The sequence below is a fragment of the uncultured Sphingomonas sp. genome (genome assembly GCF_964237155.1).
Lineage (GTDB): Bacteria > Pseudomonadota > Alphaproteobacteria > Sphingomonadales > Sphingomonadaceae > Sphingomonas.
On sequence record NZ_CAXSHH010000010.1, the window covers coordinates 45829 to 57406 of the forward strand.

11 protein-coding genes, 1 tRNA gene and 1 pseudogene are annotated in these 11578 nt (G+C 69.0%); 7 read left to right on the top strand and 6 right to left on the bottom strand.

The features are described from left to right. Nucleotides 1-47: 47 nt before the first annotated feature. Complete coding sequence (locus ACFE71_RS04275; protein ID WP_375427575.1) at nt 48-932, bottom strand: LysR substrate-binding domain-containing protein; 885 nt, start codon at nt 930-932, stop codon at nt 48-50. Nucleotides 933-1204: 272 nt separating this feature from the next. Between ACFE71_RS04275 and ACFE71_RS04280 the strand changes: the two genes are divergently transcribed. Beyond that, nucleotides 1205-3472 (top strand): CDC48 family AAA ATPase, encoded by a 2268-nt coding sequence (locus ACFE71_RS04280; protein WP_375427576.1) that lies wholly within the window; start codon nt 1205-1207, stop codon nt 3470-3472. Nucleotides 3473-3615: 143 nt separating this feature from the next. Here the strand turns inward: ACFE71_RS04280 and ACFE71_RS04285 are convergent, their stop codons facing one another. After that, nucleotides 3616-4923 carry an MFS transporter gene (locus ACFE71_RS04285; protein ID WP_375427577.1) on the bottom strand — a complete coding sequence of 436 codons (1308 nt, stop codon included), beginning with the start codon at nt 4921-4923 and terminating at the stop codon, nt 3616-3618. Beyond that, nucleotides 4896-5243 (bottom strand): antibiotic biosynthesis monooxygenase family protein, encoded by a 348-nt coding sequence (locus ACFE71_RS04290; RefSeq protein WP_375427578.1) that lies wholly within the window; start codon nt 5241-5243, stop codon nt 4896-4898. Before ACFE71_RS04290 ends, ACFE71_RS04285 begins: the two co-directional genes overlap by 28 nt. Nucleotides 5244-5378: 135 nt before the next feature. Between ACFE71_RS04290 and ACFE71_RS04295 the strand changes: the two genes are divergently transcribed. Beyond that, complete coding sequence (locus ACFE71_RS04295; RefSeq protein ID WP_375427579.1) at nt 5379-5990, top strand: class I SAM-dependent methyltransferase; 612 nt, start codon at nt 5379-5381, stop codon at nt 5988-5990. A gap of 159 nt (nt 5991-6149) precedes the next feature. Beyond that, a complete protein-coding gene (locus ACFE71_RS04300; protein WP_375427580.1) occupies nt 6150-6317 on the top strand; it encodes a hypothetical protein in 168 nt (55 codons plus the stop codon). 22 nt (nt 6318-6339) lie between these two features. Here ACFE71_RS04300 and ACFE71_RS04305 read toward each other — a convergent pair whose 3' ends face one another. After that, the gene (locus tag ACFE71_RS04305; RefSeq protein WP_375427581.1) at nt 6340-7563 is read right to left on the bottom strand and encodes a phosphatidylserine/phosphatidylglycerophosphate/cardiolipin synthase family protein; all 1224 of its coding nucleotides are present in this window, start codon (nt 7561-7563) and stop codon (nt 6340-6342) included. Between the two features lie 151 nt (nt 7564-7714). Here ACFE71_RS04305 and rpoZ point away from each other — a divergent pair, with 151 nt between their 5' ends. After that, a complete protein-coding gene (gene rpoZ / locus ACFE71_RS04310; protein ID WP_375427582.1) occupies nt 7715-8056 on the top strand; it encodes a DNA-directed RNA polymerase subunit omega in 342 nt (113 codons plus the stop codon). Between the two features lie 207 nt (nt 8057-8263). Here the strand turns inward: rpoZ and ACFE71_RS04315 are convergent, their stop codons facing one another. After that, on the bottom strand, nt 8264-8929 hold the full coding sequence (locus tag ACFE71_RS04315) for an RlmE family RNA methyltransferase (protein ID WP_375427583.1): 666 nt from the start codon (nt 8927-8929) through the stop codon (nt 8264-8266). Next, the gene (locus ACFE71_RS04320; RefSeq protein WP_375427584.1) at nt 8926-9984 is read right to left on the bottom strand and encodes a Ppx/GppA phosphatase family protein; all 1059 of its coding nucleotides are present in this window, start codon (nt 9982-9984) and stop codon (nt 8926-8928) included. The genes ACFE71_RS04315 and ACFE71_RS04320 overlap by 4 nt, the downstream gene beginning before the upstream one ends. Before the next feature lie 177 nt (nt 9985-10161). Here ACFE71_RS04320 and ACFE71_RS04325 point away from each other — a divergent pair. The 3 genes and pseudogenes from ACFE71_RS04325 to ACFE71_RS04335 form a co-directional block, all read left to right on the top strand. Then, nucleotides 10162-10235, top strand: a tRNA-Gln gene (locus ACFE71_RS04325). A 287-nt stretch (nt 10236-10522) separates the two neighbouring features. Then, nucleotides 10523-11158 carry a CerR family C-terminal domain-containing protein gene (locus tag ACFE71_RS04330; protein ID WP_375427585.1) on the top strand — a complete coding sequence of 212 codons (636 nt, stop codon included), beginning with the start codon at nt 10523-10525 and terminating at the stop codon, nt 11156-11158. Continuing rightward, a pseudogene (locus ACFE71_RS04335) lies at nt 11155-11578 on the top strand (HlyD family secretion protein); the annotation flags it as partial. The gene ACFE71_RS04330 and the pseudogene ACFE71_RS04335, both read left to right, overlap by 4 nt.

Sequence of the window (11578 nt, forward strand, 5' to 3'; positions counted from 1 at the left end):
CGCCACTTCCCTCCATCACCCCGGCTCAAGGCCGGGGTGATGGGGCTCTACCGCTCGCCGAGCGTCCGGATCAGCCAATCGCGGAACAACTCGACCGGACGCGTGCGGAGCGCGCGGGGGCGGCAGACGAACCAGTAGCTGTAAGGGCTTTCCACCTCGATATCGAACAGTCGGACGAGGCGAGGGTCGTTCGCGTCCTGATAGTGCGATTCGTGCATGAACGCGACGCCCAGCCCCTGAGCGGCGGCTTCCAGCATCAGCGCGCCCGAATCGAACTGGTCGACAGCCAGCGGCTCGACATCGTCGATCCCCGCCGCGTGGCGCCAGGCGGCGAAGGTGTCGGGCATGTCGCGGTGAATGAGCGCGGTGACCTGGCGAAGCTGGGCGGGATCGGTCAGCGGTGTGCGGCCCTCGACCAGCGCGCGGCCGCCGATCACGAAAATGCGGTTGCGGTCGAGCCGGTGCGCATAAAGCGTCGGGTCGATCTCGCGTGCGAGGGCGATCGCGACGTCCAGTCCCTCGCCGAGCCGCGCCATCGGAAACGCGGCGGTGTCGATGTCAAGATGCAGTTCGGGATGCTCGCGCCGCAACTCGCCCAGCCGCGGGAACAGCCGCTGCGACGCGAAGAGCGGCAGGACGCCGAGCCGGACGCGGAGCACGTCCGTACCGGTGGTCATGGCCTCGACCGCCTCCGAGAGCCGGTCGAGCACCGGCGCGATCTGCGCGAGCAGACGCTCGCCGTCGCCGTTCGGGAGCGTCGCCTGATGCCGGCGATCGAACAGGGGCTTGCCGACGAAGCGTTCCAGCGTCTGGATGCGGCGGCTGAGCGCGGGCGGCGACAGGGCGAGCTCGGTCGCCGCCGCCTTCACCGAGCCCGAGCGCGCCGTCGCGACGAAAGCCTCGATCGCGCCGAGCGGCGGCAGCCTGCGCATGACAAGATCCCTCAATCTGTTAACGATCACATAGGGCCAACGTCGCCCGGCGAATGCAGTGGACGCAATCGTATAAGCGTCATTTCGCACTTGCAACATTTTTGGACGCAACGCATTTTATACAAGCCTTTCAGGCATCCTCTCCTAATAACTAAACAGGCCGGTCCCTTCGGGTGCCGGCCTTTTTTTCGCGCGTCGACGATCGCGCCTGGGGGAACTGGCTTCGTTCCTCGCGCGCTTCCGCAAATCAGGCAGCAGCGCGAGTTTTGATCATGGCGGACCTTGAACCCTGGCGCATCCAGGTCGCCAACGCGCGGCCCGAGGATTCCGGGCGCGGCTTGGCGCATGTGCCCCGCGCGTTGATGGCGGCGCTTCAACTGGCGGAGGGCGATACGATCGAGATCGTCGGCAAGAAGTCGACGCCCGCGCGCGCGGTGTATCCCTATTCGGAGGACGAGGGGCTCGATCTGCTGCGCATCGACGGGCTCCAGCGCGCGAACGCCGGGGTCGGTTCGGGCGATTTCGTGGAGATCAGGAAGATCGATCCCAAGCCCGCGACGCGTGTGGTGTTCGCGCCCGCGCAGCAGAATCTACGGCTCCAGGGATCGACCGTGGCGCTCAAGCGCACATTCCTGGGGCGGCCGTTGGTGGGCGGCGACATCGTCGCGACCGCGGGCCACCAGCGCGTCGATCAGCTGGACCCGAACGTCCGCCGCTTCGTCAACCAGCCAGCCTATGCGCTTCAGGAGATCAGGCTGCTCGTCGTGTCCGCCGCGCCCAAGGGGGTGGTGCAGATCGACGAGAACACCGAGGTCGAACTCCGCACCGAGTATGAGGAGCCGCAGGCGGCGCGCCGGGCCGACGTCACCTACGACGACATCGGCGGCATGGGTCCGACGATCGACCAGTTGCGCGAGATGGTCGAACTGCCGCTCCGCTATCCCGAGCTGTTCCAACGCCTCGGCGTCGATCCGCCCAAGGGTGTGCTGCTCCACGGGCCCCCGGGGACCGGTAAGACCAGGCTCGCGCGCGCGGTTGCGAACGAGTCGGACGCGCAGTTCTTCCTGATCAACGGGCCGGAGATCATGGGGTCCGCCTATGGCCAGTCCGAGGGCCAGTTGCGTGAGGTGTTCGAGAACGCGGCCAAGAACGCGCCGTCGATCGTGTTCATCGACGAGATAGACTCGATCGCGCCCAAGCGCGGCCAGGTGTCGGGCGAGGCGGAGAAGCGGCTGGTCGCGCAGCTGCTGACGCTGATGGACGGGCTCGAGGCGCGCGCCAACCTCGTCGTGATCGCGGCCACCAACCGGCCGGAGGCGATCGACGAGGCGCTGCGGCGGCCGGGCCGTTTCGACCGCGAGATCGTGGTGGGCGTCCCCGACGAGCGCGGGCGGCGCGAGATACTGGGCATCCATGCGCGTGGCATGCCGCTAACGGACGATGTCGATCTCGACGAGCTGTCGCGCACCACCTACGGCTTCGTCGGGGCGGATCTGGCGGCGCTCACGCGCGAGGCGGCGATCGAGGCGGTCAGGCGGATCATGCCCAAGCTGAACTTGGAAGAGCGGACAATCCCGCCCGAGGTGCTCGACGAATTGTCGGTGACGCGCGACGACTTCCTGGGAGCGTTGAAGCGCGTCCAGCCGAGCGCGATGCGCGAGGTGATGGTCGAGGCGCCGCGCGTGCGGTGGGAGGATGTCGGCGGGCTTGACGCCGCGCAGATGCGGCTCAAGGAAGGCGTGGAATTGCCGCTCAAGGACCCGGGCGCGTTCCGCAGGCTCGGCATCCGGCCGGCCAAGGGGTTCCTGCTCTACGGCCCGCCTGGCACCGGCAAGACGCTCCTCGCCAAGGCGGTCGCGCGCGAGGCGGAGGCGAACTTCATCGCCACCAAATCATCGGACCTCCTGTCCAAGTGGTACGGCGAGAGCGAGCAGCAGATCGCCCGGCTGTTCCAGCGCGCGCGTCAGGTCGCGCCCACCGTGATCTTTTTCGACGAGCTCGACAGCCTGGTCCCCGCGCGCGGCGGCGGGATGGGCGAGCCGCAGGTGACCGAGCGCGTCGTCAACACCATTTTGGCCGAGATGGACGGGCTGGAGGAGCTGCAGGCGGTGGTGGTGATTGGCGCGACCAACCGGCCGAACCTGATCGATCCGGCGTTGCTTCGACCGGGGCGGTTCGACGAGCTGGTCTATGTCGGCGTGCCGGACATGCAGGGCCGCGCGCGCATCCTGGCGATCCAGACGGGCAAGATGCCGCTGGCGGAGGGCGTGGACCTCGAGGAAGTCGCCCGGCGGACCGACCGGTTCACGGGCGCGGACCTGGAAGACGTGGTGCGCCGATCGGGCCTGATCGCGCTCAGGCGGTCGCTGTCATCGGAGGAGGTGCTGATGGCCGACTTCGAGGCCGCGCTGCTGGAGTCGCGCGCGAGCGTCACGCCGGAGATGGAGCGCGATTACGAACAGATGGCGAGCCGCCTGAAGCAGGATGCCGCGTCCGCGCAGCCGATCGGCTTCGCCTTCCCGCCGCGCGCCGCGGAGTAGCGTAGGCTTCACACCTTATCCGTCATGCCGGACTTGTTACGGCATCCATCGTTGCGCGAACCCGGTCATGTGGGAGTCCGTACGACGATGGACCCCGGAACAAGTCCGGGGTGACGGGCTAGGGTCGCCAGCCTTCGTCGAGATCAGCGCAGCACCCGCCAGGCATAGACGATCAGCACCGCGCATCCTGCGCCGGCCACCAAGTACGGCAGCGTGTGGTTTGCCGCGTACAGCCCGACCCCGATACTTGGCCCCAGCACGAAGCTCGCGCCGTTGACGCTCGTGACCTTGCCCGCGACCGAGCCTTGCGCCTCGGCCCCGACCGCTAGGCTCGACCCCGCGGTGAAGCCGGGGCGGACGAAGCCGAAGCCCAGGCACGCGAGCGCAAACGCGGTGGCGATGCCGTAGAGCGAGGTCGCAAACCCCGTCAGCACCGATCCGACCGCCGCGAGCGCGAGGCCGCTCAGCACCAGCTGACGTGGTTGCAAGTTCAGGAGCGGGATGATTCCCCATTGCGCGAGCAGCGCCGCGCCCGACCCCATGATCAGGACGAGGCCGGTCGGCTCCAGCGCCTCGATCGGGGGCAGGTTCAACCGGTCGATGACGAGGAAGCCGATCGCTTGGCCGCCGATCGCCTGGGCGTGGCCCATCACCAGCCCGGTGATCATCCAGCCGCGAATGCGTGGGTCGAGGTAGCCGACCGGCTCGGGCGTGGGAGCGTCGCGGCCCAACGACGCCGCGACCGTCGCGCCGGTGGGACCGCCGCCGATCGACGGATAGGCGCTCATCGTGCCGCGCCCTTGCCGGGCGGGCAGGCTGTCGTCGGGCAGGATGCGCCAGACCGCGACGATCATGCCCGCCCCGAACACCGCGCCCATGAAGGCGGGGCCGGCCAGCCCGATCTCGACGCCGCCGACCGCCCCCAGCACCAGATAGGGCGCGATCGCCGGGCCGACGATGGTGCCCAGCCCGAATGCGGAGGCGAGGAGGGTGAGCGCCTTGGTCCGCTCGTCGGTGGTGGTCGACCCGGCGACGAGCGCCTGCACCGCCGGGGGCGCGGCCGCGCCGAGCGCGCCGTAGATCAGCCGCCCGGCGATGAAGAGCCCGAACGCCGCCGTGCCGCCGATCCAGCCGTTGATCCCCGCCGTCAGGAAGACGCCGCAGAGCAGCAGGGATATCGTGAAGCCGGTCATGCCGAGCAGGATCATCGCGCGCCTGCCGCTCCGGTCCGATCGGTTGGCCCAGTAAGGCGCGGCGATGACCCACAGCAGCGCGGAGACGGAGAACGCCGCCGCGACGCCCGCGTCGGCGACGCCGAGCGAGCGGCCGAGCGCGGGGAGCACGGACTGCAATGCGGTGTTGCCCGCCGCGATGGTGAGCATGACCGTGAACAGGATGAGGAACCGTCGGTCGATGCGCGCGCTCACGTCGACGATCCCTGACGGGCCCATGCATAACTGCGCGTCACCCGGGCGACATCGACGCGATAGTCGGCATACCAGACCGCGCGGCCGCGGTCGCGGATGGCCGCATGGTCGGAATGTTCGCGCCAGGCGATAGCGGCGGCCTCGTCGGCCCAGTAGCTGACCGTGATCCCCAAGCCGTCGCTGCCCCGGGCATTGTCGGCACCCAGATAGCCCGGCTGGTCGGCCGCGAGCGCGTCCATCGCGGCGGCGGCTTCGGCATAGCCGGCTTCGTCGTCTCCGCTCCGGGTCGACAGGAAGATCACGGCGACCGCGCCGCTTCGGTCGTCGTGCATGGCGATCGGCATAAGCGATGGAAGATCGCACGCAACCCTTCGCGCGCGAGCGGCGTTCGTTCTCCTGTTCGCACCCCCTCGCTTGCACGGGGCGCGCGTTCCATGCCACGGGCCGTCCGCCCTCAATGTTCGGGGAATAGGAGTTCGATGCCCAGTTCGACCGCCGCCGCGCGCCGCGCGCTGAAGAAAGCCGGCGTGCCGTCGCCCTGGCAGATGTTCTTCCAAGGATTCCTGAAACACCCGGTGATGGTGGGATCGGTGATCCCCTCGTCCGACCGGACGATCGCGCGGATGCTGGCGCCGGTGGACTGGTCGGCATGCAAGGTCTTCGTCGAATACGGCCCGGGCGTCGGCACCTTCTGCCGCCCGATCCTGGAGCGCATGGCGCCCGACGCGACGTTGATCGCGATCGACACTAACGAGGATTTCGTTCGGTATCTGCGGCATGTGGTCCCGGACAGCCGCTTTTCCGCGGTTCACGGATCGGCGGCGGATGTCGAGGCGATCGTGCGCGATCACGGGTTCGATCATGCGGACTACGTGCTGTCGGGGTTGCCTTTCTCGACGCTGCCTGCGGGTGTCGGGCCGGAGATCGCGGCGGCGACGCACCGGGTCCTACGTACCGGGGGCGCATTCCTGGTTTATCAGTTCTCCCCCAAGGTCCGCGATTTCCTGAGCCCGCATTTCGAACGGATCGATCACGATATGGAATGGTGGAACGTGCCGCCGGCGCAATTGTATTGGGGCCACAAGGCGTAGGCGCGGCCACGCCCGCGCCGGTGCGCGGAGCGCAACGCCTTGTGCGGCCGGCGGGCGCAACGCGACCCGTCCGACGTTAAGCGGCGGCTTCGCCGTCGCTAGCTTGCCGATGAAGTTAGACAGATATATCGTCCTCCGAGACCAACGGGAGTCGTCGCCATGTTTCCGATCTGGGCATATCTTTTGGTCGCCGCCGCCATCGCATTGGTCGCCTTCGGCACCGGGCAGATCGCTCCCGGCGCGGGCATGATCTTCGTCATGGTCGTCTCGACGAACTGGGCCGCCTACTCGGTACGACGTGGCAAGAGACTGGGCGGCGGCCGTTAAGGAGCCTGAGCGGCTCATCCGCTCAAAGATTGATACCCCGCGACACGCCCGGGTCAACCACCCCCACCATCAGATACGCCAGGAACTGCCGAACGCGCGTGATCGGACCGGTCCGCGCACGGTGGCTTTCCACGGTGATCGCCTCCGAAGCCGCGATCTCTCCGTCGATATAGCCACGAACATGCCGCGCGAAGGCGGGATCGTCGATCCGGAGCATGAGTTCGAGGTTGATGAACAGGCTGCGCATGTCGAAATTGGCAGAGCCGAGATGCACGGTGTCGTCGATCGCGTAAAGTTTGGTGTGGAGCTTGGCGCGCTGGTACTCGAAGATCCGCACGCCCTTCCGGAGCAGCCCCGCGTAGGTGAAGCGCGCGGCCGCGACGGTGGCGGTGTTGTCCGACGTGGCGGCCGTCACGATCCGCACCTCTCGCCCGCGCCGTCCCGCGCGGTCGAGGTGGCGGAGCATCGTCGGGCTAGGGGTGAAATAGCCCGCCACCATGTCGATCCGCCGCGCGTGCCGCATGTCCGCCCGGACCGCGCGCGCCCAAGGACTGAGGCGGCGTGTCGGGCCACCGATCAGCCACCGCGTCCGGCCCTCGGTCTCGCTCCACCGCTTGAGCGCGCGGTTCAGGTCGCGGAGGAGCGGGCGGGGGTCGTTGACCCACTTGTCGAGCGCGTCGAAATAGGCCCGAAGCCGCGCCGCGGTCGGCCCCTCGACCAGCAGCCCCAGGTCGCGCCAGGCCTCGTCGGCTTCCGTTTCGAAATAATCGTCGGCGACATTGAACCCGCCGATGATGATGCGCGCCCTGACGCCGTCCGCGTCCGCGTCCTCGGCGTCGGCGAGCGCGAGCTTTTGATGATTGCGCAGCAGGAAGCGGCGGCCCCAACGCGGCTCGAACCGGCACACGGACGCGCCCGCCTCGCGCAGGGGTGAAAAGAATTCGGACGGCACCTCGCAGCCGAAGCCGTCGACGACGACGCTCACCGTCACGCCCCGCCCGGCGGCCGCGATCAGCGCTTCATTGATCCGTCGTCCCGACGCGTCGTCGGCGTAGATGTAATAGAGCAGTCGAAGCGACCGCTTGGCATTCCCGATCAGGTCGAGCATCGCCGCGAACCGGCGCGGCCCGGTGTCGAGCAACGTCAGCCGGTCGTCGCCGACCGCGAAGCGGGGCTGGGCGGGCGGCTCGTCGGTCGCGGACGGGTCCGCCGGAGTAGCGGTCGGGGAGGGTGCTACGGCGTTCACCTGCATCACCCTAGCAGGGTGCGGCCCGATCGCCCATGTCGCCGCCGGTCCGGCGCAGGACCATGAGCCGGGGCGGTTTTCTTGACTTGCGCGCGCCCCGCCGGTAGCGCGATCCGCTTATTCCCATCGCTACCCAGCAAGGACATCGCCCATGGCGCGCGTCACCGTCGAGGATTGCGTCGACAAGATCCCCAACCGTTTCGACCTGGTGCTGTTCGCCGCCCAGCGAGCGCGGCAGATCTCGGGCGGGGCCGAGCTGTTGATCGACCGTGACCGCGACAAGAACCCGGTGGTCGCGCTCCGCGAGATCGCCGACGAACTGGTGCGCCCGGATCATCTGGAGGAGTCGGTCATCAACGGCCTGCAGCGCGTGCAGGTGGACGACGACGACGAGGCGGACGCGGTGGGCTCGCTGTCGGACTCCGCCGAGGCTTTGCGGCTGACGGCTGCGGCGCCGCCGCGGAACCAGAATTTGGGTGGGGATTACGAATAGCGCCCGAGGCTAGCGCCTCAGGCGCTAGTCGAGGATCGGCGCTATTCCGGCCGGCGAAGCCACAGCCCCGACCGACGACGCGGCTTTGCCGCGGCGCTGCCTGTCGTTGTCGTGTCTGTCCCTACCTGCACCTCCCCGACGACGGCAAAGCCGCCGTTTGACGTCCAACGGGTCGCTCCGCGCCCGCCGGCCGGGTGGCGCAGGGGTTCAAGGCTCCGCCTTGAACCCCTGCGCCACCACGTACCACTCCGACGACTCCTTCCGACTGGCCGCCGGCTTCGCATGCTTCACCGTCGCGAACAGCCGCTTCAGCTCCGCGACAAGGTCGTGATCCGCGCCGCCCGCCAGCACCTTGGCGACATACGCCCCCCCCGGCCGCAGGATGTCCGCCGCGAACGCCATTCCGGTCTCCACCAGCGCCATCGTCCGCAGGTGATCGGTCTGCGGATGCCCGACCGTGTTCGCCGCCATGTCGGACAGCACCAAGTCGGCGGGGCCGCCCAGCGCCTCCTCCAGCAAGCGTGGCGCGTTCTCGACCATGAAGTCGAGCTGGAGGATCGTCACCCCGTCGATCGGGTCGACGGGCAGCAGGTCGATCCCCACCACCGTCGCCTGCGGCACGAGCTTGCGCACGACCTGGCTCCACCCGCCCGGCGCGATGCCCAGATCGACGACGCGGCGCACGCCGCGCAGGAACGCGAACCGCTCGTCGAGCTCGAGCAGCTTATACGCAGCGCGGCTGCGATAACCCTCGGCGCGCGCGCGCTTGACGTACGGATCGTTCAGCTGCCGCTCCAGCCAGCGCGTCGACTGCGCGGTCCGGCTGCGCGCCGTCTTGACGCGCGTGCGCCCGCCCGAGCCGCCCCTGCTCATCGGGATGGCCCCATTAGGCGGCGCAGGATGCCCTCGCGAATGCCCCGATCGGCGATGCCCAGCCGCTCGGCGGGCCACAGGTCCATGATCGTCTCCAGGATCGCGCAGCCCGCCACGACCAGATCGGCGCGCTCGGTGCCGATGCACGGGAACCGCGCGCGGTCGGCGATCGCCATGTCCGACAGGCGCGCGCTGATGTCGCGCATCGCCGCGGCTGGGACGATCAGTCCGTCCACCGCCGCGCGGTCGTACCGGTCCAGCCCCAGATGGACCGACGCCAGCGTCGTCACCGTGCCGCTGGTGCCCATCAGCCGCGGCCGCACCGGATCGACGGGAAGCCGCCGGGCGAAGCCGGCCATGCTCTCGGCCACGAGCGCGCGCATCCTGCCATAGGCGGCCATCCGCGCGGGCGCGTCCTCGCCGCCGCCCGCATGCTCGGTCAGCGATACGACGCCCCAGGGCGCGGAATGCCAATCGAGCACGCGCGGCGGGGAATGGCGCGTGTCGATCAGCACCAGCTCGGTCGACCCGCCGCCTATGTCGAAGACCAGCGCGGGACCGTCGCCCGGCTCCAGCAGCGCGTGGCAGCCGAGCACCGCGAGCCGCGCCTCCTCCTCGGCGGAGATGACATCGAGGCGGATGCCCGTCTCGGCGTGCGCGCGTTCGATGAAATCCGCGCCGTTCAGCGCGCGCCGGCACGCCTCGGTCGCGACCGATCGCGCGATGAGGACGTTGCGGCGGCGCAGCTTTTCCGAACAGACGCGCAGCGCCGCGATCGTGCGTTCGATCGCCTCATCGCTCAACCGCCCAGTCGCCGCGAGGCCTTCGCCGAGCCGAACGATGCGCGAGAACGCGTCCACGACGGCGAAGCCCGACCCTTGCGGCCGCGCGATGAGCAGCCGGCAGTTGTTGGTGCCCAGGTCCAGCGCCGCGAAATGCCGCGGCTGGCCCCGGTTCGGAGCGGTGTTCCCGCCCAGCTGGCCGGGGACCGGACGGGCGGGCGCGCCGCCCATGGGCGGAGCCTGCCGGTACGGCAGGTCGGGTGCTTCCCCCATGCCGCGCATATCCATTCTCATCATGTTCCGTCACGGCCGCCTGACGCGCCCGCTCGGTGCCTGGCGCGTAGCTAGCGGGTAGGCGTCCTCGCCACAAGCGGCGCGCTCGGCCCGGTGGCGCGGGGCGGGACGACGCGTTGACAGTCCCAACCCCGCGTCCTAGACGCCCCACGGCGCTGCCCTGTCGTCTAAAGGTAAGACTACGGACTCTGACTCCGTTAATCGAGGTTCGAATCCTCGCGGGGCATCCAGCTTTCTATAATAGATTGAACTACTTAGCGGCTCAGCCTGGTTCCTTACCAGTCGTGGCGGCTCCTTCCTTGCGCTGGACCGGGTGTTCGACCCTGGTGAAATGCATAACGGCATTCTCGGGATACGACTTGGTCGGTTGGTCGATGAGATCGCCCAAGGTGATCACGGGCAACTCGGTCCGAGCCATGGCCGTTTCCTGATCGGCGTCGGCATAAAACGACGCTTGTCGAAGCGGCTGAGCAAACGGAGGACTTGTCGGTTCGTTCGATCGAACTAAGTGCGTCGCATGCAAGCGAGACTTCTTGAAGTCGCGATCGCGGAGTTCGGGTCGAAGGGCCTCGACGGGGCGAGCACGCGCGGTATCGCCGCGCGCGCGGGGACGGCGATGTCGTCGATCACCTACCATTATGGCGGCAAGGAGGGCCTTTACCTTGCCGCCGCCGACCATATCGGGCGGCGCATGGGTGAGGAGATGGCCGACCTGCTCGAACCGTCGGATGTCGATGACCGCGAGCCCGTCGCCGCGCGCGTCGCGATCCAGCGGACGATGGAACGGTTCGCTGACAGGATGGCGGGCCACGCGACCGACGGATGGGCGCTGTTCGTGGCACGCGAACAGATGCACCCGGGCGCGGCATTCGACCGGCTGTTCGATGGGGGGATGGGCCGCATGCTCAACCGCTTGGTCGACCTGGTCCGCATCGCGGTTGGTCCGATGGAGCGGCATACGGCCGCCATCGCTTCCGTGACGCTGTTCGGTCAGGTGCTGGCGCTGCGATCCTCACGCGCGGCCTGCCTGCGCCTGCTGGGCGCGGACGAGCTGTCGGGCGCGGTGCTCGACGATCTCAAGCGCCGCATCGCCGCCAACACCGACGCCATGCTCGACCGGCTCGCGGTCGAAGCCCGGGAGACACGCCCATGAGCCAGGACGCCGCCACACGGGAGCCGACCGAGGCGCCGCGCGCCGACGCGCGGGCCCCCTCCCCCGCCGGGAAGCCGGACGACGCTCCCGACCCGGCCGAGCCGAAAGACGAGGCACCGGCCAAGCCGTCGATCTTCAAGCGCCCGCTATTCTGGATCGTCCTCGCGCTGGTCGTTGGCGGGGCGGTCGTGGGCGGCGTCCTGTGGTGGCTAAACGCGCGCAAGTACGAGTCCACGGACAACGCGTTCGTGGACGCGCACATCGTCCGCATCGCGCCCACGGTGGCGGGGACGCTGACCCAGGTGGCCGACATCGACAACCGCCATGTCCGGGCGGGTAGCCTGCTCGCGGTGATCGAACCCGAGGGCCGCACCGCCCAGGCCAGCGAGGCGGAGGCCGGGGTCACGCAGGCCCAGGCGC

Excerpts from the sequence above, each read along its gene's own strand:
- ACFE71_RS04275 (WP_375427575.1), bottom strand. The coding sequence starts at position 932 with ATGCGCAGGCTGCCGCCGCTCGGCGCGATCGAGGCTTTCGTCGCGACG.
- ACFE71_RS04280 (WP_375427576.1), top strand. The coding sequence starts at position 1,205 with ATGGCGGACCTTGAACCCTGGCGCATCCAGGTCGCCAACGCGCGGCCC.
- ACFE71_RS04285 (WP_375427577.1), bottom strand. The coding sequence starts at position 4,923 with ATGGGCCCGTCAGGGATCGTCGACGTGAGCGCGCGCATCGACCGACGG.
- ACFE71_RS04290 (WP_375427578.1), bottom strand. The coding sequence starts at position 5,243 with ATGCCGATCGCCATGCACGACGACCGAAGCGGCGCGGTCGCCGTGATC.
- ACFE71_RS04295 (WP_375427579.1), top strand. The coding sequence starts at position 5,379 with ATGCCCAGTTCGACCGCCGCCGCGCGCCGCGCGCTGAAGAAAGCCGGC.
- ACFE71_RS04300 (WP_375427580.1), top strand. The coding sequence starts at position 6,150 with ATGTTTCCGATCTGGGCATATCTTTTGGTCGCCGCCGCCATCGCATTG.
- rpoZ (WP_375427582.1), top strand. The coding sequence starts at position 7,715 with ATGGCGCGCGTCACCGTCGAGGATTGCGTCGACAAGATCCCCAACCGT.
- ACFE71_RS04315 (WP_375427583.1), bottom strand. The coding sequence starts at position 8,929 with ATGAGCAGGGGCGGCTCGGGCGGGCGCACGCGCGTCAAGACGGCGCGC.
- ACFE71_RS04320 (WP_375427584.1), bottom strand. The coding sequence starts at position 9,984 with ATGGGGGAAGCACCCGACCTGCCGTACCGGCAGGCTCCGCCCATGGGC.
- ACFE71_RS04330 (WP_375427585.1), top strand. The coding sequence starts at position 10,523 with ATGCAAGCGAGACTTCTTGAAGTCGCGATCGCGGAGTTCGGGTCGAAG.